Here is a 23,377-nt window from a genome sequence, read left to right as displayed (position 1 = left end):
GTTCCCGGCACCGCCGCAGGGGGCAGGATCGGGCTGAGGGACACGGGCCGGACCGGCCCCTCCCCCGGTCACCGGGTCCGCGTCCTGCCGCCCACCAGCCGCCGGACCAGCCGCTCCCCCTGGGCCACGGCCTCGGCGTGGTCCTCGATGCGGCCGACCCGGGAGTTCTCGAAGACGATGTAGGTCACGCCCGAGCGTGCGCCGCCGCCGCGCGGGTCGGCGGGGATGCCGAGCTGGCGGGCGGCGGCGTAGGAGGCCTCGCCGATGACGTCCCGTGGCCCGGTGTCGCCGACGACCGCGAAGCGCACCCGGTCGCGGTAGACGAGGGCGGCGACGGATCCGCCGCGCAGGCCGTGGGCGCGGTGGTTCCAGATCCGGCTGGGGGCGGGCAGCACGATGTAGGGCAGGCGCTCGGCGTTCAGCCGGCGGCCGTCGGACTGCGTGTAGGCGGCGGCGGGCGAGAACTGCGGGTCGGTGCGCCGGTTGCAGCGGCGGGTGGGCCGTCCGTCGCAGTCGATGTCCAGGTCCGCCTTCCAGTAGACGGCGCCGGACAGCCCGCAGACCGGGATGGTGGCGCGGGTGCCGGCGTCGGAGCGGTAGCGGCCGTGGGACACCTGGGCGCAGTGGCGGGTCCTGGCCAGCAGGTCGGCGGCCACGACGTCGCCGTCGCCGCGGGCCGCGGGCTCCGCCGGGGGGCGGTACGGGACGGGGGTGGCGGGCAGTGTCGTCGGAGCCAGCAGGGCGGCGCTCGCCGCGACGAGGGTCAGCGACTGGACACGCACGATGAGGAACCCTCTCCTCGGGGACATTGACTGACTTTCATCTCATCGGGGATGAAGGTGATCGTGCGGCACACGTTAGGGGACCGGACGGCGCATGGTGCGTCATGCCCGCCGGACGGCCGGGGGCCGGCCCCGCAGGGCCCGTGCCGCCCCGGCCGCCGGCGACGGCGCGGGATCTGCGACGACAGCGGTCCGCGCCACGGCACGAACTTCCCTGGTGTTTCCAGGAGTTCGGCTGGGATGTGGTTCAGCATACGCAACCGCGTGCACGCCCCGCCCCGCCCGGTCCCGCGGCGCGCACGGCTCGGGCCCTCTTGATGGGCTCACATCAACGCGGCATATTGGTCCGGACCTTGACCGAAGCGGTGTTCGGGCTTCCCGCGCCGCAGTTGACGGGGAGGCAGGCCGCGTGCGACGCGTTCCCGAACCGGTTTCCCCGCCCGGCGGCGTTCACCGCCGTCCCGGGCGTGTCGTCGTGGTCTGCGGGGCGCTGGTGCTGCTCGCGGCGTGCGGGCGGGGGGCCGCGGACGACGGGGAGGGCGGCCGCCCCGGTGCGCCCACCGGGGTCACCGCGGCGGCCGGCAGCGCCACCAGCGTGCACGTGATGTGGAACGCCTCGCCCTCCGGGTCGGGCGTCCGGGCGTACCGAATCTACCGGGGCACCGCGCGGGTGACGGACGTACCGGCCACGGAACACATGGCGGACGTCACCCGGCTCAGCCCGTCGACGGCGTACGTGTTCACCGTGCGGGCCCTGGACACCGAGGGCAGGCTCGGGCCGCGCAGCCGGCCGGTGCGGGCGACGACGCCCGCGGCCGCCCCGGCCGACCGCTCGGCCCCGTCCCGTCCGCGCTCCCCGCGCGGCCGGACGGTGGGCAGCCGGGCCGTCCAGTTGTCCTGGCAGTCCTCCGAGGACGACCGGCGCGTGGTCTCCTACGACATCTGCCAGGGCGCCACGAGGATCCACAGCGTGGGCGGGAACCAGACGGCGACGGTGCTCACCGGGCTGCGGCCGGGCACCCGCTACTCCTTCACCGTGCGGGCCCGCGACGCGGCCGGCAACCTCTCCCCCGCGAGCGCCGCCGTCCCCCTCACCACCCCGGGCTCCGACGACGGGCGGGACACCGCGCCCACCGCGTTCCACGCGGCGGCCCACCGGGCGGACGGGGCGTACTACCTCGACCTCGACTGGGTCGCGCCGCGCACGGAGACCGTGGTGACGGAGTACCAGATCGAACTCGACGGGCGGCCGGCCACCTCCCTGGTCTGGGGCGGCACGCCCCCGCGCGGGACGGCGTCGTACAGCTTCTACCTGGGCCGGGAAGCGGGGGCCGCGCACCGGGTCCGGTTGCGGGCGAGACTGCCCGACGGTACCTGGGGCGGCTTCTCGCCCGAGCGCACGGTGACCACCGGGCAGGACCGCCGGTAGCCGGGCCCGCCGAGGCCCGGGGCCTGTGCGCAGGAGCCACCCGCCGGCCGCCGGACCCCCGGCACCGGACCCCCGCCGCTCTCCGCACCCCGGTGGCATCCGTCCGCCGGAGCCGCCGTCGCGGCGGCGGTCACCCGGGTGGGCGCGCCGCGCGTGCGACCGGCGCCCGCGGGGCGTTGGCTGCCCCTTGAGGAGGCAGCACGGGCGATTCCCTATCTCCGGCGGCACATGGGGTGGTCCGCCGACCGTGCCGCCGGAGGGACTCCCATGCGCCACGCTCAGCCACTCACGCGCTCCGCCCCGGCCGCGGCGGCGGTCACCGCCGCTCTCGCCCTCGCCGCCGCGCCGGCCGCCGCGGGCCCGGGCATCTCGGTGAGCGCCAACGGTTCCACCGTGTCGGTCACCACCAGCGCGTGCACCCTGGTCGGCGGCGGCTGGGGGACGGCGTCGCTGCTCGCGCCCGGGCAGACCAGCTTCGCCCAGGGACGCAGGTCGGCGCTGGCGGGGACGACCGTGAGCCAGTCGGCCGCCTGGCAGAGTGTGCGGCCGGGCACCTACACCGTCATCGTGGTGTGCTCCGACAACATCACCGCGGGCACCCAGTCGATCGTCGTCGCGGCCGCCTCGAAACCGGCGGTCTCGGCCACGTCCGCGCCCGCCAGGCCCTCGCGCGGTGTGATGGGCGGGCTCGGCGGCGCCGTCAAGGACTACCGTACGGTCACGTTCGCGGCGGGCGGGGCCCTGGTGGGGGCCGGCCTGATCGCCACGGGCTGGGTGCTGCGCCGCCGCTCCAGGCCGTACCGGCTGTGAGGGTCCGCGCTCTCAGGCGCCGTCCGGCAGCTCGGCGAACTCCTCCAGGGCGTGTTCCAGCCACCGGGTCCAGAAGGTCTCCAGGTCGATGCCGGCCCGCAGCACCAGGTGCCGCAGCCGGTCCTGCGCGCCGTCCCGGCCGGGCGGGAAGTCGCGCTCCTCGATCTCCCGGTACTCCGCCAACTGCCGTTCGTGCAGCTCCAGGTGGCGTCTGAGGTCGTCCTGGATGCCCGCCGTGCCGACCACCGCGGCGGCGCGCAGCCGCAGCAGCAGGGCGTCCCTCAGCGGCTTGGGGTCCTGCGCGGCGGCGCTCCAGCGGGCCAGTTCCGCACGGCCCGCGGGCAGGACCTCGTAGCTCTTCTTCTGCCCGCGGGCCGACTGCTCGGCCGGCAGGGTGCGGATCAGACCGTCCGCCTCCAGCTTTCCCAGCTCGCGGTAGATCTGCTGGTGCGTGGCCGACCAGAAGTAGCCGATCGACCGGTCGAAGCGGCGCGTCAGCTCCAGCCCCGAGGACGGTTTCTCCAGCAGGGCGGTGAGGATGGCGTGCGGCAGTGACATGCGCTCCATCCTAGGGAGGGCGGGGCCGAGCCGGGCAGGGACCGGACCCGGCCCGGGACGGGCCCGTCCGGGCCGCCGGGGACGGGGGAGGCCGGACCCCGGGCGGCCGGGCGGCGGTGCTACAGGGCCGCCGCCAGTTCCGTGCCCTGCTTGACGGCGCGCTTGGCGTCCAGTTCGGCGGCCACGTCCGCGCCGCCCACGAGGTGCACGCTGCGTCCGGCGGCGAGCAGTTCGTCGTACAGGTCCCGGCGCGGTTCCTGCCCGGTGCACAGCACGATGGTGTCGACCTCCAGGACGCGGCTCGTGCCGTCGACGGTGATGTGCAGTCCGGCGTCGTCGATCCGGTCGTAGCGCACACCGGGGACCATGGTGACGCCCCGGTGCCTGAGTTCGGTGCGGTGGATCCAGCCCGTGGTCCTGCCCAGTCCGGCGCCGACCTTGGTGGTCCTGCGCTGGAGCAGGTGGACGGTGCGCGGCGGGGCGGGCCGCTCGGGCGCGGCGAGGCCGCCGGGCGTGCGGTAGTCCGTGTCGACGCCCCAGGCGCGGAAGTACGCCGCCGGGTCCTCGCTCGTCCTCTCGCCGCCGTCGGTCAGGTACTCGGCGACGTCGAAGCCGATGCCGCCCGCGCCGAGGATCGCCACCCGCTCGCCGACGGGGGCGCCGCCCTGGAGCACGTCGAGGTAGCCGACGACACGCGGGTGGCCGACGCCGGGGATGTCGGGGGTGCGCGGGGTGACGCCGGTGGCGACGACGGTCTCGTCGTAGCCGGTGAGGTCGTCCGCGCCCACGCGTGTGTTCAGCCGTACGTCGACGCCGTGCGCCGCGAGCTGGTGGCGGAAGTAGCGCAGCGTCTCCTCGAACTCCTGCTTGCCGGGGACCTTGCGGGCCACGTTGAGCTGCCCGCCGATCTCGCTCGCGGCGTCGAACAGGGTGACCTGATGGCCGCGTTCGGCCGCCGCCACCGCGCAGGCCAGTCCCGCCGGGCCCGCTCCGACGACGGCGACGCGCTTGCGCCGGCGGGTCGGCGAGAGCACCAGTTCCGTCTCGTGGCAGGCGCGCGGGTTGACCAGGCAGGAGGTGATCTGCCCGCTGAAGGTGTGGTCGAGGCAGGCCTGGTTGCAGCCGATGCAGGTGTTGATGGCCTCGGGGGTCCCGGCGGCGGCCTTGGCGACGAAGTCGGGGTCGGCGAGCATCGGGCGGGCCATGGACACCATGTCGGCGCAGCCGTCGGCGAGCAGCCGCTCGGCGAGTTCGGGGGTGTTGATGCGGTTGGTGGTCACGAGCGGGACGGAGACCGCGCCCATGAGCTTCTTGGTCACCCAGGTGTAGGCGCCGCGCGGCACGGAGGTGGCGATGGTGGGGATGCGTGCCTCGTGCCAGCCGATGCCGGTGTTGATCAGGGTGGCGCCCGCCGCCTCGACGGCCCGGGCGAGGGTGATCACCTCGTCCAGGGACGAGCCGCCGGGCACCAGGTCGAGCATGGACAGCCGGTAGATGACGATGAAGTCCTCGCCCACCGCCTCGCGCACCCGGCGGACGATCTCGACCGGCAGGCGCATGCGGTTCTCGTACGGGCCGCCCCAGCGGTCGGTGCGGTGGTTGGTCGGCGCGGCGATGAACTCGTTGATCAGGTAGCCCTCGGAACCCATGATCTCCACGCCGTCGTAGCCGGCCTGCCGGGCGAGGCGGGCGGTGCGCGCGTAGTCGTCGATGGTCCGCTCGATGTCGGCGTCGGTCAGCTCGCGGGGCACGAAGGGGCTGATCGGCGCCTGGAGGGGGCTGGGGGCGACCAGGTCGCGGTGGTAGGCGTAGCGGCCGAAGTGCAGGATCTGCAGGGCGATCCGGCCGCCCTCGCGGTGCACGGCCGCGGTGACGGTGCGGTGCCGGGCGGCCTCGGCCTCGTCGGTCAGCGTGGCGCCGCCTTCGTAGGGCCGTCCCTCGTCGTTGGGGGCGATGCCGCCGGTGACGATGAGGCCCACTCCCCCGCGGGCCCGCGCCGCGTAGAACTCCGCCATGCGCTCGAAGCCGCCCTCGGCCTCCTCGAGCCCGACGTGCATCGAGCCCATGAGGACACGGTTGGGCAGGGTGGTGAAGCCCAGGTCGAGCGGGCTCAGCAGGTGCGGGTAACGGCTCATCGGGCCCTCCGTGCGTGGTGTCGTACCCGCTAGTTGTAGAGGACCCGGAGACTGTTATGCAACTTGTTGCACAAAGGTGGGAGGTGCGGCCTCATCGCCCGGAGGGTGGCCGGACGGTCTCCGGGCGATGGGGCGGGAAAGGGACAGCTGGGGGACGGACGCGGCGGGGGTGACGGCCGCGCGCCGTCACCCCGGCGGCCGTACGCCGGTCCGCCGCCCTCCCGCGTCGGCCCTGACCGCCGTACGGGCGGCCGTCACCGCCGTACCGGCCACCTCCATGGCCTCCGTCGCACCGTCACCGTCGTACGGGCCACCGTCACCGTCGTAAGGGCGGCCGCCGCCCGTCGGCGGGCGGGCCGGCACCGGCCGTCCCCGCCGCCGTCAGCGGGCCGCCGTCAGCGGTCCGCGGTCCGTACCCGCGGCCGTGCGCCCTCAGCGGCTCTCCAGCCGCACGTGCAGCTCCCGCTCCTGGTCCCCGGAGGCCGTGGCCAGGTCCTGCACGGTGAACAGGGAGTCCAGGGTCGTACGGAACCTGTCGATCGCCCAGTAGCCGCCCTGCACGTCCGCGGTGACGGACGCCCCCAGCCGCGTGGGTCCGCACTCGGACCCGGTCGTCTCGGTGACGTCGAAGGTGCCGAGCCACACCGTCGGGCGTACCTCGTGGAAGTTCCGGGGAACGTCGTCCGTACACCGGTCGGACGAATAGCAGGCGCACAGGGCGTCGAACACGGTCCGGGCGTCTTCCTTGCTGCATCCGCTCAGCTCCACCGAGACGGATTCCGGGTGCGCTCGCTCGCTCTCCATCGTGATCGCTCCTCTCGTGACCGCGCTGTACTACCGCACAGGGGTTCCCCCGAAGCGGCGTTCCACCCTCATTCCTCTCGGCGAAGCACCACCTCCTCCGCGGCGCTGCCGTCGTTCCGGGCCGCCGCGGGGCGGCCCTTCCGGCGCATTCGGGGGGACGGCCGCCCGGGTGTTGAGAGATGGTGGAGGGAAGCGGCGGACCCTCTCGGCGTGAGCGGGGGCGCGGTACGACGGGGTGTGCCGGCACCGGGGACGGCGGGCCGCGTGGACGGGTGAAGGCGGTGCGTGGGATGACTGCAGCCGGGGCTCCCCTGGCCGAGGGCGACGAGCCGGTGTCCGGCCCGCTGCAGCCGAGCGGCCTGCTCGACGTGCTGCGCGTGGCCTCGGTGGTGCTGGACGCCGACGGACGCATCGTGCTGTGGAGCCCGCAGGCCGAGGAGCTGTTCGGCTACTCCGCGCGCGAGGCACTGGGCCAGTACGCGGCCCGCATCATGGTCCACGAGGAACACCTCGACGTGGTCATCAAACTCTTCGCCGACGTCCTGCGCACCGGCCGCAGCTGGGCGGGCGCCTTCCCCATCCGGCACAAGGACGGCAGCACCCGTCTGGTGGAGTTCCGCAACATGCGGCTGCTGGACGACCGCGGGGACGTCTACGCGCTCGGGCTCGCCGCGGACCAGTCGACCGTACGGCGGCTGGAGCGGGACGTGGCCCTGTCGGCGCGGATCGTCTCGCAGTCACCGATCGGCCTGGCCGTCCTCGACACCCGGCTGCGCTACGTGTCGGTCAACCCCGCGCTGGAGCGGATCGACGGCGTCGGCGCCGAGGAGCACATCGGCCGGACCGTCCCCGAGGTGCTGGTCCAGGTGGATGCCGAGGCCGTGGAGTCGGCGGCGCGGGGCGTCCTGGAGACGGGACGGTCCGTCGTCGACGTCTTCGCGGTCGGCAGGACACCGGCCGACCCCGACAACGACCACGCCTGGTCGGTGTCGATGTACCGGCTCGAGGACGCGGTCGGCACCCCGCTGGGCGTGGCCGTGTCGGTCGTCGACATCACCGAGCAGTACCGGGCGGGCATCGAGGCGGAGGCCGCCCGGCGGCGCCTGGCCCTGATCGCCGACGCCTCGGCCCGGATCGGCACCACCCTCGACCTGGACCGCACGGCCAGGGAACTGGCCGACGTCACCGTGCCGGAACTGGCGGACGTGGCGGCCGTGGACCTGCTGGAGGCGGTCGTCGGGGGCCGCCGCAGCAAACTGGGACCCGCCGAGCCGGCCGTGATCAGGGCGCTCGCGGTGCGGGCCGACCACGCCCCGGACGCCCTGGAGGCCGCCGACACGCCCGGGCAGATCGCCCGCTACGACCCCGACCGCCTGGTCACCCGGTGCGTGCGCACCGGAGAGCCGGTGCTGGTGGCCCACGTGAAGGACGAGGACCTGACCTGCATCGCCCGGTCACCGGAGGCCGCCGTCCTGCTGAGCCGGGAGGGCGTGCACTCGTACCTGGCCGTGCCGCTCATCGCGCGCGGCGAGGTGCTCGGCGCCCTGGACCTCAAACGCACCCGCAACCCGGCTCCCTTCAGCGACGACGACGTCCTGCTGGCCCGCGAGCTGGCCGCCCGCGCGGCGGTGCAGATCGACAACGCGCGCTGGTACCAGAACGCCCGCGACACCGCCCTCACCCTGCAGCGCAGTCTCCTGCCCCACCACCCCTCCGTCACGGGCGGCCTGGAGGTCGCCTCCCGCTACCAGCCGGCCGGGGCCACCACCGAGGTGGGCGGCGACTGGTTCGACGTGATCCCCCTGGAGGACGACAAGACGGCCCTGGTCGTCGGTGACGTCATGGGCAGCGGCATCGGCGCGGCGGCCACCATGGGCCGGCTGCGCACCGCCACGAAGGCGCTGGCCTCGCTCGACCTCGACCCCGCGCGGCTCCTGGAGCACCTGGACCGGATCACCGACGGCCTGGACCACTCCATCGCCACCTGCCTGTACGCCGTCCACGATCCGCGGCTGCGCCAGTGCCGGATCGCCAACGCCGGGCACCTGCCGCCGGCCCGGGTGAGGGCCGGCCGCCTGCCCGAGCTGCTCGACCTGCCCACAGGGGTGCCGCTGGGCGTCGGGGGCGTCGCGTTCTCCACCACCACCGTCGGCCTGGAACCCGGCGACCAGCTGGTGCTGTACACCGACGGGCTGGTCGAGACCCGCCGGCATCCGCTGGACGAACGCCTGGACCTGCTGCTGTCGCTGCTCGACGATCCGCTGCGGCCGCTGGAGGAGCTGTGCGACCTGCTGCTGCGCACGCTGCGCCAGCCGGACAACCACGACGACGTGGCCCTGCTCGTCGCCCGCGCACAGACACCGTCCTAGGTGCAGCGACTCGTCCTGGGTGCAGCGGCGCGCAGCCGCGGGGCCGGCACCGGCCCGCCACGGGCCCGGCCCCCGGACCCGAAGCCGGCCCGCCCACCGGTCCGGTTCCGGCCCCGGAACCGACCCGCCCTCGACACCGACGCCGGCACCGACCCGTGCAAAGCTCCGGCTCGGGCGCGGCGGCGGCCGCCCGGGTTCCCCCGGCCGCCCGCCGCCGCGCCCGCGTCAGCGCCGTGTGCCGACGACGACGTGCGCGGCCAGTTCCTCCGAGGCGGCCAGGCGCGCGGCGAGTCCGGCGGCCTCGAAGGCGGCCAGTGCCGCCGGTGCCTGGCGCCCGCTCGTCTCCACGAGGAGGCAGCCGCCGGGGGCGAGCCAGCCGGGGGCACCGGCGGCGACCCGGCGCAGCACGTCGAGGCCGTCGGCACCGCCGTCGAGCGCGACCGGCGGTTCGTGGTCTCGGGCCTCGGAGGGCAGCAGGGCGACCTCGTCCGTGGGGACGTAGGGCACGTTCGCGGCGAGGATGTCCACGCGGCCGCGCAGCGCGGCGGGCAGCGCCGCGAACAGGTCGCCCTGGTGGACCCGGCCGCCGGCGGCGCCCACGTTGCGGCGGGCGCAGCGCACCGCCGCCGGGTGGATGTCGGCGGCGTGCAGTTCGACCGGGCCGAGGGCGCCGGCCAGGGCGGTGCCCACCGCGCCCGAGCCGCAGCACAGGTCCACCACGACGGACGCGCCGGGCACCTGGGCCAGGGCCTGGTCGACCAGGAACTCGGTGCGGCGCCGGGGCACGAAGACGCCCGGGTCCACGGCGATGCGCAGACCGTGGAACTCCGCCCAGCCCAGCACCTGTTCGAGCGGCAGGCCGGCGGTCCGCCGTTCCACGAGGGCGGTGACCTCGTGCGGAGTGCGGGCGGTGGTGAGGATCAGCTCCGCCTCCTCCTCGGCGAACACGCAGCCGGCCGCGCGCAGCGCCGCGACGACCGCGGCCGGATCCGGCGGGACGGGGGCGGAGCCGGCGGAGGAAGGGGAAGGTTCCGCCGGAGCGGCGGACGGGGAGAACTCGGGCGAAGAGGGGTGCAGTTCAGACATGGAGGGCCGAGACCTTTCGGAAGCGAAGGGTGCTCCCGCGGTCACCTGCCGATGGTGATCCGCGCCCGGTGGGAGGAGAGCACCCGAGCCGACACAGCGGTGATGGGTCTCACCTCCTCCGTCTCCTGCGGCCGGGACCGTCCACGACCGCAGGTCACCCTACCGCAGCATTCAGACGCCGACGGTCTCTTCGGTCTCCTCCTCGGCGGCCTCGCGCGCCGCCTCGTCGGCCGCCTCGGTGGCGCTCACGCGGGGCGCCGGCGCGCCGGTCTCCTGCGAGCGCTCCGCCTCTGCGGGGTCCCGCGCCGGCAGCGCGGGCGCCGTGCGCGGCGCACCGGCGGCATGGGCGCCGCCCGCCGCATGCGCCCCTCCGGCCGCGTGCGCCCCGTGGGAGGCGGTCGTCCCCAGTCCCTCCCAGGCCGCCGCGACCGCGGTGACCGCCAGGCCGGCCAGCAGCCACACCACCAGGGTCCACAGGTTGCGGCCCAGTCCGTCGCTGCCGAAGTACAGCAGGCCGCGGGCGCCCTCGACGAACCCGGCGCCGTTCCAGAAGGCGTGCAGGGTGCCGAAGAAGCCGTTCTGGAGTTCGGGCCGGAACAGACCGCCGGAGGTGGTGAAGTTGAGCATCACGAACAGCACCATCATGGTGAGCGTGGTCCACCGCTTGAGGAAGGTGTGCAGACCGACGCCGATGAAGAGGATGCCGGCGGAGTAGAGCCAGGACATGCCCCAGATGCCCGCCAGGCTGTGCGGGGCGAGGTGGAAGACGGGGCCGGCGAGCAGGGCGCCGATGCCGCCGACCACGGCGGACACGCCGAGGGTGAGCAGGGCGCGGATCCGCATGGGCAGGGCGGCGCCCGCGGCGCCGATGGCGGCGACGGAGGCGTAGGAGCCGATGCTCAGCGCGACCAGCAGGAAGAACAGGCCCTGCCCCGTGGGGTCGTGGGAGGTGGGCGGGGCCACGTCGGTCACCTTCAGCGGCAGGCCCTGGCGTGCGGCGACGGGCGTGAAGACCTTCTCCACGGCGGTGGCGCCCATGTCGGACCCGGCGCTGGCCACGATCACCTCCGGGGCCCTGGCGCCGGGCACGTAGGCGCCGTCGATGTCGCGGGACATGAGCAGGTCGACGGCACGGTCCCGGGTGCCGACCGTGCGGACGTCGAGCCGGTCGCCCGCCGTGTCCTTGACCGTCTGGGCGAACACCTTGGCCTGCGGCCCGGAGCCCACGACCGCGACGGGCAGGTGGTGCGGCTCCGGGGTGACGAACGCGCCCATGTACGCGAGCCCCATGCCCAGGCACATCAGCAGGGGGGTGATCAGGTGGGTGAGCACATGGCGCAGCGCAGGCGACCTCATCGCTCACGACCTCCAATGGTTGGCATATACAACTCTATTTTCAGTTGTACTATACAACCAGAATGAGCCGGGGAGGTATTCCGTGACAGCAGCCGAAGAACCGGGCGGGCACGCCGCCGCCCGGGGCGCGACCGGTCCCGCCCGGGAGGGGGCCGTCGAGACCATCCAGCGCGAGATGACGGTCTTCGCCCGCCGGGCCAGGGCCTCCGCGGGCCGCATGCACCCGGAGCTGTCGCTGGTCTCGTACACGCTGCTCGGGCACCTGGAGGAGCGCGGCGGCTGCCGGGCCACCGACCTGGCCGCGCACTACGCCCTGGACAAGTCCACCGTCAGCCGGCAGGTCGCCGCGCTGGAACGGACCGGGCTCATCGAACGGCGCCTGGACCCGGAGGACCACCGGGTCCAGGTGCTGCACCTCACGGACGCCGGCCGGCAGCTCCTCCTCCAGGTCACCGACAGCCGCCGGGCGGCCTTCCAGGAGCGGCTGGCCCGGTGGCCCGAGGAGGACCTGAAGCGCTTCGCGGACTACCTGACCCGCTACAACTCCTGGGCACCGCCCGACGGCGGCTGACCCCGGCCCCGGGCGGGGGGCCGCTACGCCGCCGGCGCCGCGGCAGCCGCACCGCCGTCCGCCTCCTGCGGAGCGCGGGCCGCGAGGAAGGCGGTGCGGCGCCGCAGACGGAAGCCCAGGGACTCGTACAGCCGTACGGCGTTCGTGTTCCGGGCCCCCGTGTGCAGGAAGGGCGTCTCGCCGCGGGCCCGGATGCCGTGGGCCACGGCCAGCACCAGCCGGCTCGCCAGGCCCCGGCCACGGAAGGCGGGGTCCGTGCAGACCGCGCTGATCTCGGTGTACCCGGGCGGGTGCAGCCGCTCCCCCGCCATGGCGACGAGCGCTCCCTGCCGCCGTATGCCGAGATAGGTGCCGAGTTCGATCGTGCGCGGCAGGAACGGGCCGGGCTCGGTGCGGGCGATCAGGCCGAGCATCTCCGGCACGTCGGCGGGGCCGAGGCGGACCGCCTCCGGGTCGGGGGCCGCGGCCAGACCGTCGTCGACGAGCTGTACGCCCTCGACCCGGAAGGTGATCTCCCAGTCCGCGGGCACCCGGCCCACGAACCCCGGCAGGGGGACCTCGGCGCCCGGCCCGGCGAGGGCGGCGAGGTCCGCCCAGTCGCGGGCGTCGGGCTCCTCGGGCAGCGCCGTCCACGGTGACACGTCCACCGGGTAGCGCAGCACCCGTCCGCGCCGCTCGGCGAAGCGGGCGTGCGGGCCGGTCAGGGAGGCCAGGGCGGGGTGGTCGAGGACGTGCCCGCGCACCGGGCCGCCGGCGGTGCGGCCGGTGCGCACGTTCACGCGGCGACCTCGATCACGACCTTGCCGCGAGCGTGCCCGTCCTCCACGGTGCGCAGCGCCTCGGCGGCCCGTTCCAGCGGGAACGCCGCGGTGACGTGCGGGTCCAGGGCGCCGCGCACGACCAGGTCCGCCAGCGCGTCCAGGACGGCGGCGGTCCGGGCGCGCCGCACCCGCGCGCCGCCCAGCGCCTCGACGTCGGACTCCGGCGCGCCGGCGGTGATCAGCTTCGTGCGGTCGGCGGCCAGGTCCGCCGCCTCCTTCAGGACCTCACCGCCGACGAGGTCGTAGACGCCGTCGGCGGCGCCAGCGGCGGCCCGCGCGCGTTCGGCCCACCCGGGCCCGGACGGCACGTGCACCGCGCCGAGCCCCTCGACGAAGTCCTTCTTGCCCTCGCTCGCGACGCCCACGGCCCGCAGCCCGAAGGCGCGGGCGATCTGCAGGACCGCCGCGCCGACCCCGCCGCCCGCGCCGGTGACGAGCACGGTGGCCCCGGCCGGCAGGCCGAGCTGGCGCAGGCCGTCGTAGGCGGTGGCCGCGGCGACGGGCAGCGTGGCCGCGTCGGTGAACGGGACCGTCGCGGGCTTGTGCGCGGTCACCGCCGCCGGGAGCAGGGCGTACTGCGCGTAGCCGCCCGCCACGGTGTTCCCGAAGACGGCGTCCCCGGCGGCGAAGCCGGTGACGCCTTCGCCGGCCTCCTCGACGACACCGGACGCCTCGCTGCCGAAGACGACCGGGAAGACCGGCTCGCCGCTCTCGCCCGGCCGCCGGAATCCCGTGCGCAGCTTCCAGTCGACCGGGTTCACCCCCGCCGCCCGCACCGCGATCAGGATCTGCCCGGGGCCCGGCCGGGGCCGGTCGACGTCCACGAGCGCCTCGGTCTCCGGACCGCCGTACCGGGTGAAGACGTACGCCTTCGGCATCGCTCCCACTCTCCTTCGCTGTCGCGTTCGCTGTGGCCCGTGCGGTCGCACAGGCCGCCGCCGCACGTCCGCCGCCGTCCGCCGCCGTCCGCACCGCGCGGCCGGTGTCGTCCGCGCCGTCACCTGTCCGGACGCGGGGCGGCCGCGGCCGGCACGCCACCTGCAAGAGAGATCGTCCGGCGGCTATTCCCGGTGACCGCGGGGCGCGCCGGAGAGTTCATACAGCCGTCACACCGGCCGGGCCCGCCCGGGTCGGGAGCGGGTCCGGCGAGCACGTACGGTGGAATGCGCAAGCAACCGTCCCGTCCGACCGGCGGGCCGCCGCGCGCACGGCGGCCTGGAGGCACCACCCGCATGCACGTCACCCGAGGCTTCACCGGGCGCCCCCGCGTCCACAACCCCGGCCTGCCGCCCGGGCAGTACGACGCGGGCGACGACTGGCCCGTCCTGTCCGCCGAGGTCACGCCCGACCTCGCACCCGCCGACTGGACCTTCCGCGTCGACGGCCTGGTCGCCGAGGACCGCACCTGGGACCTGGAGCAGGTGCGGCGGCTCCCGCGGTCCGCCTACGAGGGCGACATCCACTGTGTGACGGGCTGGTCGCGGTTCGGGGTGCGCTTCGGCGGGGTGTCGCTGGACGTGTTCCTGGACGCCGTGCGGCCGGACGCCGCCGCCACGCACGCGGTGGCCTACTCCCACACCGGGTACACCAGCAACCTGCCGCTGGCGGACCTGCGCGGCGGGCGCGCCTGGATCGCGTTCACCCACGACGGCGAGCCGCTGACCGCCGAGCACGGCGGTCCGGCCCGGCTGCTGGTGCCGCACCTGTACTTCTGGAAGAGCACCAAGTGGATAGCCGGTCTGCGGATCCTCGACCACGACGAGCCGGGCTTCTGGGAGCAGAACGGCTACCACGCCCGGGGCAACCCCTGGGAGGAGCAGCGGTACTCCGGTGACTGAGACACCTCCGGCCCGCACGCCGGTGAACGAGACGAGGGCGGCCGAGGCGCCGGCGAGCGGGGCCGTGGTGAACGAGCCGCCGGCGGGCCGGGCGCCGGCCGGCGGGGCGTTCACGCCGCCGACCCGGTTCGCCGTGCCGGGGCGTATCGCGGTCGGCGAGCAGGTCGCCGCGACCTGGCGGACGGCGACCCTGACCGAGATCCGCCGGGAGACCCCGCGCGCCGCCACCTTCCGCCTCGCCGTGCCGGGCTGGGCCGGGCACCTGCCCGGGCAGCACCTGATGCTGCGGCTGACCGCGCCCGACGGCTACGTGGCCCAGCGTCACTACTCGCTGGCCTCCGCGCCCGACGACTCCGGGCACATCGAGCTGACCCTGGACCACGTCGAGGGCGGCGAGGTCTCCGGCTGGTTCCACACGGTGGCCCGGCCGGGCGACCAGGTGGAGGTGCGCGGCCCGCTGAGCGGCTTCTTCGCCTGGCCCGGCGACCGTCCCGCGCTGCTGCTGGGCGCGGGCAGCGGGGTCGTCCCGCTGATGTCGATGGTGCGCCACCACCGCGCTCGGCGGCTGAGCGTGCCGCTGCGCCTGCTGGTGTCCGCGCGCAGCCCCGAACAGCTCATCTACGCCCGGGAGTTCGGCGCGGAGACCACGGCCGTCTTCACCCGCCGTGCCCCGGCCGGCGTGCCGGTGGGGCGGCTGTCGGCAGCGCATCTGGCGCCGCTCGTCGCCCAGTCGCCCGAGGGCGGCTGGGAGGCGTACGTGTGCGGGTCCAACTCCTTCGCGGAGCACGCCTGCCGGCTGCTCGTCGCGGCGGGCCTGCCCGTCGACCGCGTCCGCGTGGAGCGCTTCGGCTGACGGCGGTCCGCCCGGGCGCGGACGTGCGGCCCGCGCGCCCGGGCGCGCTCCCCGAGAGCGCTCACGCCCCCGCACGGCCGCCCCCACCGACCCGATCACCCGCGCCCCCGCCCGGCCGCCCCCACTTGTCCGGCCCGCCGGACGCTCCTTCCCGCGCAGCCGCCCTGACCTGCGGATCACCCGGACCGCGACGCGCCGCCCGGCCGTCCGGTCCACGGACCGGGTCTGGCGAGTGATCCGACCACCGCCGTACGGTGTGATCATCCTCAGTACGTCTCTCCCCAAGGCGGTCGCCGATGCCCCTGTTCGACCTTCCCCTCGACGAACTCCGCGAGTACCGCAGCGCCTCCACGGAGCCCGAGGACTTCGACGCCTTCTGGTCCAAGACCCTCCAGGAGGCGCGCGAGCACGATCTCGGCGCGCGCTTCGACCTCGTCGACACCGGGCTGAGCACGGTCAAGGTGTACGACGTCACCTTCGCCGGCTTCGGCGGCCACCCGGTCAAGGGCTGGCTGACCCTGCCCACCCACGTCGACGCGCCGCTGCCGCTGATCGTGGAGTTCGTCGGCTACGGCGGTGGGCGCGGGCTGGCCCACGAACACCTGCTGTGGGCGTCCACGGGCCGGGCGCACTTCGTGATGGACACCCGCGGACAGGGCAGCGCCTGGGGCGGCGGTGGCGGCACGGCCGACCCGGTGGGCGGTGCTCCGGCGTACCCCGGCTTCATGACCCGGGGCATCGACGCGCCCGAGAACTACTACTACCGCCGGGTGTTCACGGACGCGGTCCGCGCGGTCGAGGCGGCCCGCTCACACCCGCTGACCGACTCCGCCCGGACCGTCGCGCTCGGCGCGAGCCAGGGCGGCGGCATCACGATCGCGGTGGGCGGCCTGGTGCCGGACCTCGTCGCCGTCGCGCCGGACGTGCCGTTCCTGTGCGACTACCCGCGCGCCGCGACCCTGACGGACCGCCACCCCTACCGGGAGATCGGCCTCTACCTCAAGACGCACCGCGGCCGCACCGAGGACGTGCTGCGGACGCTGTCGTACTTCGACGGGGTCCACTTCGCGGCCCGCGGCCGGGCGCCGGCCCTCTTCTCGGCGGCCCTGGAGGACCAGACGTGCCCGCCGTCCACGGTGTTCGCCGCGTTCAACGCGTGGGCGCACCAGGACAAGACGATCGAGGTGTACGACTTCAACGACCACGAAGGCGGCGGCCCCTACCAGGAAGCGGCCCAGATGCGCTGGCTGCGCTCGCGCGCCTGACGCAGCTTCTGGGCGGCGGCGGCGGCCGCGCCGGGCCGGAGGTCCGACGCGGCCGGCCCGCGGACGGGAGGAGAGGCGTCCGGAGGCGGTCCGGTGGCGCGGTGAGGGGTGGGGCATGGACGGATTTCGGTCGAAGTGCGCGGACCATCTTCCGACTGGTTTAGACCAATGGTAGATGTGGTGGCGCACCGAGCCCGCATGGCTACCGTACGTCACCAACAGGAGGCGCGGCATGGCCCGCACCACCCCCCACCCCCGACCGACGACCGAAGGAGCGACCGAGGGACGGCCACTGTACTGGAGAATCGCCACCCAACTGCTCGGCGAGCTGCGCGCCGGCACCATCCCGCCCGGTGAACGCCTGCCCAGCGAGCGGCACTTGGCCGCGCACTTCCGGGTCAGCCGGGAGACCGTACGGCAGGCCCTGGAGGTGCTGCGCCGGGACGGGCTCGTCTCCACCGACCGGCGCGGCACCCACGCCACACTGACCGGCCTGCCCGTCGAGCCGTCCACGTTCCTGGACTTCCCCGTGGGCGCCCGCTCCGCCGCCCCGGACGCCTTCGACCGGGCCACAGTGGCCTGGGAGGCACCGCCGGCGCACCACGCGGCGGAGCTGGGCCTCGCCCCGCGGCGGCCGACCCTGGTGCACCGCTACCGCTCGGCGACGGCCGACGGGACCGGACTGCGCACCGCGGTGACATCGTTTTCCCCCGTGGCCCTCGCCGAGGTGGACGAGCTTGCCCGCTACCGCGAGCGCGCCGACGGGGCGTGCGCCGCCCAACTGCGCCGGGCCTACGACTGGATGCGCCGCGCGGGCCTGGCCCTGCACCACCGCGACGCGATCACCCGGCTCGCCGACGGCCCCTCGGTGCGCGTGACCCGGCGCGTCCACGACCAGTACGCCCGCATCCTGGAGATCACCGACCTGGTGGTCGACGCACGGCAGGACGCGCTCGTCTACGAGTTCACGCTGCCGGCGGCGGGCTGAGCCGCCGCGCCCCGGTACCGGCCGCCGGGGACGTGCCGTGCTCGGCCGGACCGGCCGGCGGCGGTCTCAGAGCTGCGGACAGAGGGGGAGCCCGATCGGCTCGCGGCGTCCGGTGCGTGCGATCGCAACGCGCCGGAGGGTCCTTGTGGCGGAACTGTCAGGACCTTGCGGCAACGCCACGAGCGTGCGTGCCGGGCGTCGCGAGCCTGGCGCCCCTTCTGTCCGCGGCTCTCAGGGCAGCCGTCGGGCCATGATCAGCCGACCCCGCGGGCTGCCGTCGGCGCGCCGGCCGAATCCGGGCAGCGCGTGCAGTTCCGTCCGCAGTCCGGCGCGCTCCAGTTCCCGCAGGACGTCACCGAAGCGGAACGCGCGGTAGTACATCACGAACGGCGGCCGCCACACGGCGTTGCGCACCCGCATCACCGCGTCGAAGCCGAGCAGCACCCAGAACGCCCTCGAACGCGGCGGGGGCGGCGCGAACACCGGCAGCGCGAACACGCCGCCGGGCCGCAGGACCGCACGCACCTGTCCGAAGAGCGCGGGCAGTTCGGCCGGGAGGAAGTGGCCGAGCGCCCCGAAGCTGACGACGAGGTCGAAGGCGGCACGGAACGGCAGGGCACGCGCGTCGGCGCGCACCCAGGCCGGCCGGGGGCCCGGACCGCGGTCGTCCCCTGGTCCGGCGCCCGGCGCGTCCATGGGCCGGGCAGCCGGGGGCCGGTCGTCCGGAGTGCGGGCGTCCGGGCCCCGGCCGCCCGCATCCCGGACATCGGCGACCCAAGCATCCGTGCCCCGGGCACCGGCCGTCCGGGCGTCTCCGGCCCGGCCGTGTCGGTGCCGGGCGACGGCGAGCATGCCCCCGCTGAAGTCGACGCCCGTGACCGTGGAGCGGCACACCCGGGCCAGCACGCCGGCCCCCGCGCCCGTCCCGCAGCACAGGTCGAGCCCGTCGCCGTAGGGGCCGGTCCGCTCCAGCACCGATCCGACGGCGTCCAGCACCGCGTCCGGGGTGCGGAAGGGGGTGCGGTCGAACTTGGGGGCGAGCAGGTCGTAGCCGTGCTCGACGGAGGACAGCGCCTGCACGGCGAGTTCGCGGACCGTGGGTCCTTCCGGGCTGAACATCCGCGTCAGCTTAGCCACCCGTCCTGAGTCACCGTGCCTTCGGGGTGGCCGGACGGGCGTGAACGTGTTACGTTGCCTGGAGCACTTGTGTCACGCCCTCTTCCTGTGGGCGCCGGTGCGATGTGATTCCCCTTCTTCCGAGCTGGTCCGCCGACGCGACTGCCGATCCGGCTCCTTCGCGTCCGGCACAGCAGCTTCCCACCGCCACCTCGCGGGCCCCCGACCGCACGCCGTGCGCCACCGGGCCGCCGTACCGCCGTGGTGGTTCCGCCCGCGGCACCCGTTCCGGGCCCGGTCCGGGCCGTACCCGGCGCCGCCGCGTGGCTCTCCTCGCTCCCGCACCTCTTCCGTGCCGTGCGCCTCCGTCCGTGAAAGGACCCCCACCCATGACCGTCACACTCGACCGCCTTCCGAGGGACGCGCAGTCGTCCCCGGCCCCCCGGCTCGTCACCGGTGTCCTGGACCTCGACACCGGCGGGAAGGGCCGTCTGCGCGGCCCCGGCCTCCTTCCCTCCCCCACCGACCCGCAGGTCCCCGCCGCCCTCGTCCGCCGCCACGGGCTGCGCAAGGGCGACCTCGTCGACGCCGTGCAGGGCGACCGGCACACCGTCACCGCTGTCGCCCGCGTCGACGGACGCACCCCGGACGGACTCGCCGGCCGGCGCCGCTTCCACGACCTGACGCCCCTGCACCCGCGCGAGCGGCTGCGTCTGGAACACCCGGCAGCCGGCCTCGCCGGGCGGGTGACGGACCTGGTCGCACCCGTCGGCAAGGGCCAGCGCGGACTCATCGTGGCACCGCCGAGGACGGGCAAGACCGTACTGCTCCAGCAGATCGCCGCCGCCGTCACCGGCAACCATCCCGAATGCCGGCTGATGGTGCTGCTGCTGGACGAACGCCCCGAGGAAGTCACCGACATGCGGCGCTCGGTGCGCGGCGAGGTCTACGCCTCCACGTTCGACCGGACACCCAGGCAGCACATCGCACTCGCCGAACTCGTCGTAGAGCGGGCCGAGCGGCTGGTGGAGGCGGGCGAGGACGTCGTGATCCTCCTCGACTCCCTGACCCGCCTGTGCCGGGCCCACAACAACGCCGCGGCCGCGGGTGGCCGCACTCTCAGCGGCGGCGTCGACGCGGCAGCGCTGCACGCGCCCAAGCGGCTCTTCGGGGCGGCACGCCTGGCGGAGGAGGGCGGCTCGCTCACCATCCTGGCCACCGCGCTCGTGGAGACGGGCTCCCGCGCCGACGACTTCTTCTTCGAGGAGTTGAAGAGCACCGGCAACATGGAGCTGCGGCTGAACCGCGAACTCGCCTCCCGCCGCGTCCATCCGGCCGTCGACCTCGCCGCCTCCGGCACCCGCCGGGAGGAACTCCTCCTGTCACCGGCCGAGTTGGCGGCGACCCGCGGTCTGCGCCGGGTCCTGCGGCACCGCGACGGCCGCAGCGGTCTCGAAACCCTCCTGGAGCGGCTGCGCGGCACGCCGGACAACGCCACGTTCCTGCGCCGGATCCAGCCGACCCTGCCGACCGGCCGAGCGACGAGCGACTGACCGGCCGACAGGCCGACAGGCCGACGGGGCCGACAGGCCCGTCCACCGCTCGGCAACCCGGCCGACCGCCCGCTAGACCGCCCCACTGCTGCCGAGCGACGAGCGACTGACCGGTCGCCAGGCCCACGGGCCCACGGGCACGGACCGACAGGCCCACCGACCGCCCGGCCGACCGGCCGACCGCCCGCTGGGCCGACCGCCCCACCGCTCAGCTGACCCACCGCTCAGCTCCCCGACTCCTCGGCCGACCCGCTCAACGGCTGCGCGGAAGCCGGAGAAGTCCCCCTGCGACGCAGGCGGCGACCCGAACGGCCGCGCGGGCTGGGACATCCGGGTGTTCGTCGTCCCCGTTCGGCCCCCGGCAAGGTCACGCCTGCCCCGGCACGTCCCTACGTTTGCGATATGACGATCGGATTCTCCCTCCGTACTGCCGTGTCGGCCTGCGCCCTGTGCGCGGCCGGCATGCTCATAGTGACCTCGCCGGTGGCGGCTGCGAACCGGGCCGGCACGGACCCCGGGGCGCGGGGACGGCCCAACGCCGCGGTACCGCAGCCGGCCCTCCTCCAGCACGAGGGCACACAGGTGCGCCCGCGCGCCGGCGCACCCGAGACCCCTGACGTCTCCGCCCTGTCGTGGGTGGTGGCCGACGCGGGCACCGGGGAGGTGCTCGCCGCCCACAACGCGCACGAGAAACTGCCGCCCGCGAGCACCCTGAAGACGCTGTTCGCGCTGACTGTGCTGCCCGCCGTCCCCGGCGGTGTCCAGCACACCGTCAGCGCGAAGGAACTGGCCGGGATCGGCGAGGGCAGCAGCCTGGTCGGGGTCGTGGAAGGGCACACCTACCGGGTCTCCGACCTCTGGCACGGGGTGTTCCTCAACTCGGGCAACGACGCCGTGCACGTGCTCGCCGCGCTCAACGGCGGCTGGAACCAGACCGCCCGTCAGATGCAGGTCAAGGCCCGTTCCCTGGGCGCCATGGACACCTACGTGGTCTCGCCGGACGGTTACGACGCCGACGGACAGGTGTCCTCCGCCTACGACCTGGCCGTGTTCGGGCGGGCCGGACTGCGCAACCCGGACTTCGCCCGCTACTGCTCCACGGTGGAGACCTCCTTCCCCGGCAACGACGGCAGCACCTTCGAGATCGCGAACACCAACCGGCTGCTGACCGGCGCCGACGGTGTGACGCCCTACCCCGGGCTGGTCGGCATCAAGAACGGATACACCACCAACGCGGGCAACACCCTGGTCGCCGCCGCCCACCGGGGCGAGCGCACCCTCATCGTGACCGTGATGAACCCCCAGGAGGGTGAGGGCTTCGAGGTGTACGAGGAGGCCCGTGCCCTGCTCGACTGGGGGTTCGACGCCGCCGGGCACGTCGACCCGGTCGGGTCGCTCGACGGACTGCGTCCGGTCGCGCACGGCGCCCAGGTCGTCGTCCCGAAGCCGGCGCCCGCACCGCCGCCGCCCGCACCGGCCTCCGACGACTGGCCGCAGACGGGCGCGATCGCCGGCGCGGCCGGGCTGGGCGCGGGAGCGGTCCTGATGGGCCTGCGGCGCCGGTCCAGGCGCCTCGCACGCGGCTGACCCCCGTAACCGGCGACACCACGCCACTCGGCCCCGCCCGGCCCCGGAACTCGTACGCACTGACAGGTCGGGCGTACTGCCCAGGACTCACGCACCGCGCCGGAACCGGCACGTACCGCCCAGGGCTCCCGCGCACCGCGCCGGGACCGGCACGTACCGGCCTGCTCACGGCCCCGGCCGCCCGCCGGGTACCGCCCCGGGCTCGACGCGAGCCGGGCCGAGGCTCCGCCGGCATCCTCGCGGCTGCGGCGGCCCGGATCGCCTCAGCCCTCACGCACAGGCCGCGGGCAGCAGCGCCGCCCCCGGGCCCCTGCCCGTCACCTCGGGCCGGGCGGTACGGCCGGCGGACACGGGCCGTGGCCGGACGTCAGACGCGGGCGGGGGCCGCGGAGCGCTCCGGGTCCGAGTCCGGGCGCGGGTCCGCCTCGGGGTCCAGCGCACGGACGGGACGGACGCTGCCGACCGGACGGCCGCCGCCGAGCAGTGTCTCGCCCGCGAACTCGGTGAGCAGGCGGGCGTCGACGCCCGCCCGGACGAGGGCGGCCGCCGCGACCGGTATCCGGGCCCGGTTCGCCCCGTCGGAGATCTTCACGGCGACGGCCCGGCCGTCCGGCAGCGCGGCGACCTGGACCCCTTCGAAGCCGTCCTTGGCGAGCAGTCCGGGCACGGCCCGCATCAGCGCCGCCACGTCCCGGCCGGAGCCGGACGCCATCTCGGCGTGCTCGCGCATCGCGTCGGCCACGCGGGCCTCGGGGGTGCCGGACACGGCGGTGGTGATCCGGGCGGCGGCCCGGGCCAGGCCGTGCAGGGAGACCGCGAACAGCGGCGCGCCGCAGCCGTCGACGGTGACCTGCGCGACGCGCTGCCCGGTCAGGTCCTCGACGATCTCGGCGATGGCCTGCTGGAGCGGGTGGGCCGGGTCGAGGTACTCCTCGAGGGACCAGCCGTTGAGCCGGCAGGTGTAGAGCATGGCCGCGTGCTTGCCGGAGCAGTTCTGGGCGAGCCGGGAGGGCAGCCGGCCCTCGCGCACCCAGGCGTCCCGGACGACCGGGTCGAAGGGCAGGTCGGGGACGTTGCGCAGGTCGTCCTCGGTCAGCCCGGCCAGCTCCAGGATCCGCCGGGTGCCGGCGAGGTGGCGTTCCTCGCCCGAGTGGCTGGCGGCGGCCAGCGAGAGCAGCTCGCCCTCCAGCGGGAGCCCGGCGCGCACCATGGCGACGGCCTGGACGGGTTTGAGCGCGGAGCGCGGGTAGAAGGCGGCCTCGGGGTCGCCGAGGTCGAAGGAGACCCGGCCGTCGACGCCGAGGACGACGACGGAGCCGTGGTGGACGCCCTCGATCACCCCGCCGCGGACGAGGTGGGCGACGGGGACGTGGCGGGGTTCGCGGACGAGGGGTGCCTCGGCGGGAAAGCTGCTGTACATCACTGCCTGGATCACTGGTGGGTGGGTGGCTCGGCC

At 75.2% G+C, this 23,377-nt stretch carries 20 protein-coding genes; 10 read left to right on the top strand and 10 right to left on the bottom strand.

The window, feature by feature from the left end; all coding sequences use genetic code 11:
- Positions 1–68: 68 nt before the first annotated feature.
- Positions 69–782 (bottom strand): glycoside hydrolase family 75 protein, encoded by a 714-nt coding sequence (locus ABZ719_RS21410; RefSeq protein ID WP_366726772.1) that lies wholly within the window; start codon positions 780–782, stop codon positions 69–71.
- 475 nt (positions 783–1,257) lie between these two features.
- Between ABZ719_RS21410 and ABZ719_RS21405 the strand changes: the two genes are divergently transcribed.
- Entirely contained in the window at positions 1,258–2,211 is a 954-nt protein-coding gene (locus ABZ719_RS21405; protein WP_366726771.1) for a fibronectin type III domain-containing protein, read from the top strand.
- 267 nt (positions 2,212–2,478) lie between these two features.
- The gene (locus ABZ719_RS21400) at positions 2,479–3,021 is read left to right on the top strand and encodes a hypothetical protein (RefSeq protein ID WP_366726765.1); all 543 of its coding nucleotides are present in this window, start codon (positions 2,479–2,481) and stop codon (positions 3,019–3,021) included.
- A gap of 12 nt (positions 3,022–3,033) precedes the next feature.
- On the opposite strand, the gene ABZ719_RS21395 is transcribed toward ABZ719_RS21400, so the two are convergent.
- From ABZ719_RS21395 to ABZ719_RS21385, 3 genes are all read right to left on the bottom strand, one after another.
- A complete protein-coding gene (locus tag ABZ719_RS21395; protein WP_366726764.1) occupies positions 3,034–3,579 on the bottom strand; it encodes a PadR family transcriptional regulator in 546 nt (181 codons plus the stop codon).
- A gap of 119 nt (positions 3,580–3,698) precedes the next feature.
- A complete protein-coding gene (locus ABZ719_RS21390) occupies positions 3,699–5,714 on the bottom strand; it encodes an NADPH-dependent 2,4-dienoyl-CoA reductase (protein WP_366726763.1) in 2,016 nt (671 codons plus the stop codon).
- Between the two features lie 432 nt (positions 5,715–6,146).
- Complete coding sequence (locus ABZ719_RS21385; RefSeq protein ID WP_366726762.1) at positions 6,147–6,518, bottom strand: hypothetical protein; 372 nt, start codon at positions 6,516–6,518, stop codon at positions 6,147–6,149.
- 290 nt (positions 6,519–6,808) lie between these two features.
- On the opposite strand from ABZ719_RS21385, the gene ABZ719_RS21380 reads away from it, so the two are divergent.
- Positions 6,809–8,887 (top strand): SpoIIE family protein phosphatase, encoded by a 2,079-nt coding sequence (locus ABZ719_RS21380; RefSeq protein ID WP_366726761.1) that lies wholly within the window; start codon positions 6,809–6,811, stop codon positions 8,885–8,887.
- Positions 8,888–9,112: 225 nt separating this feature from the next.
- On the opposite strand, the gene ABZ719_RS21375 is transcribed toward ABZ719_RS21380, so the two are convergent.
- Positions 9,113–9,973 carry a putative protein N(5)-glutamine methyltransferase gene (locus tag ABZ719_RS21375; RefSeq protein ID WP_366726760.1) on the bottom strand — a complete coding sequence of 287 codons (861 nt, stop codon included), beginning with the start codon at positions 9,971–9,973 and terminating at the stop codon, positions 9,113–9,115.
- Positions 9,974–10,144: 171 nt separating this feature from the next.
- A complete protein-coding gene (locus ABZ719_RS21370; protein ID WP_366726759.1) occupies positions 10,145–11,329 on the bottom strand; it encodes a hypothetical protein in 1,185 nt (394 codons plus the stop codon).
- A gap of 175 nt (positions 11,330–11,504) precedes the next feature.
- Between ABZ719_RS21370 and ABZ719_RS21365 the strand changes: the two genes are divergently transcribed.
- On the top strand, positions 11,505–11,900 hold the full coding sequence (locus tag ABZ719_RS21365; RefSeq protein WP_366726770.1) for a MarR family winged helix-turn-helix transcriptional regulator: 396 nt from the start codon (positions 11,505–11,507) through the stop codon (positions 11,898–11,900).
- Between the two features lie 23 nt (positions 11,901–11,923).
- Here the strand turns inward: ABZ719_RS21365 and ABZ719_RS21360 are convergent, their stop codons facing one another.
- Both ABZ719_RS21360 and ABZ719_RS21355 read right to left on the bottom strand, forming a co-directional pair.
- Positions 11,924–12,679 carry a GNAT family N-acetyltransferase gene (locus tag ABZ719_RS21360; protein ID WP_366726758.1) on the bottom strand — a complete coding sequence of 252 codons (756 nt, stop codon included), beginning with the start codon at positions 12,677–12,679 and terminating at the stop codon, positions 11,924–11,926.
- On the bottom strand, positions 12,676–13,599 hold the full coding sequence (locus ABZ719_RS21355; protein ID WP_366726757.1) for an NADP-dependent oxidoreductase: 924 nt from the start codon (positions 13,597–13,599) through the stop codon (positions 12,676–12,678). The genes ABZ719_RS21360 and ABZ719_RS21355 overlap by 4 nt, the downstream gene beginning before the upstream one ends.
- Positions 13,600–13,953: 354 nt before the next feature.
- On the opposite strand from ABZ719_RS21355, the gene ABZ719_RS21350 reads away from it, so the two are divergent.
- The 4 genes from ABZ719_RS21350 (at position 13,954) to ABZ719_RS21335 (ending at position 17,665) form a co-directional block, all read left to right on the top strand.
- Positions 13,954–14,559, top strand: a complete 606-nt coding sequence (locus ABZ719_RS21350; protein WP_366726756.1) for a sulfite oxidase-like oxidoreductase — start codon at positions 13,954–13,956, stop codon at positions 14,557–14,559.
- 67 nt (positions 14,560–14,626) lie between these two features.
- Positions 14,627–15,412: a ferredoxin reductase gene (locus ABZ719_RS21345; protein WP_366726769.1), complete on the top strand. Its 786-nt coding sequence runs from the start codon at positions 14,627–14,629 to the stop codon at positions 15,410–15,412.
- A 296-nt stretch (positions 15,413–15,708) separates the two neighbouring features.
- A complete protein-coding gene (locus ABZ719_RS21340) occupies positions 15,709–16,677 on the top strand; it encodes an acetylxylan esterase (protein WP_366726755.1) in 969 nt (322 codons plus the stop codon).
- Between the two features lie 232 nt (positions 16,678–16,909).
- Complete coding sequence (locus ABZ719_RS21335; protein ID WP_366726754.1) at positions 16,910–17,665, top strand: winged helix-turn-helix domain-containing protein; 756 nt, start codon at positions 16,910–16,912, stop codon at positions 17,663–17,665.
- Positions 17,666–17,896: 231 nt separating this feature from the next.
- Here ABZ719_RS21335 and ABZ719_RS21330 read toward each other — a convergent pair whose 3' ends face one another.
- A complete protein-coding gene (locus ABZ719_RS21330) occupies positions 17,897–18,784 on the bottom strand; it encodes a class I SAM-dependent methyltransferase (RefSeq protein ID WP_366726753.1) in 888 nt (295 codons plus the stop codon).
- A 386-nt stretch (positions 18,785–19,170) separates the two neighbouring features.
- Here ABZ719_RS21330 and rho point away from each other — a divergent pair, with 386 nt between their 5' ends.
- Together rho and ABZ719_RS21320 are read left to right on the top strand one after the other, a co-directional pair.
- Positions 19,171–20,334: a transcription termination factor Rho gene (gene rho / locus ABZ719_RS21325; RefSeq protein ID WP_366726752.1), complete on the top strand. Its 1,164-nt coding sequence runs from the start codon at positions 19,171–19,173 to the stop codon at positions 20,332–20,334.
- A gap of 402 nt (positions 20,335–20,736) precedes the next feature.
- A complete protein-coding gene (locus ABZ719_RS21320) occupies positions 20,737–21,921 on the top strand; it encodes a serine hydrolase (RefSeq protein WP_366726751.1) in 1,185 nt (394 codons plus the stop codon).
- Between the two features lie 367 nt (positions 21,922–22,288).
- Here ABZ719_RS21320 and ABZ719_RS21315 read toward each other — a convergent pair whose 3' ends face one another.
- The gene (locus ABZ719_RS21315; protein ID WP_366726750.1) at positions 22,289–23,341 is read right to left on the bottom strand and encodes an asparaginase; all 1,053 of its coding nucleotides are present in this window, start codon (positions 23,339–23,341) and stop codon (positions 22,289–22,291) included.
- Positions 23,342–23,377 lie beyond the last annotated feature (36 nt).

This window comes from Streptomyces sp. NPDC006743 (assembly GCF_040703815.1).
Lineage (GTDB): Bacteria > Actinomycetota > Actinomycetes > Streptomycetales > Streptomycetaceae > Streptomyces.
Note: the sequence above shows the minus strand (reverse complement) of the source record. Positions and strands in the feature narration are given on the sequence as shown.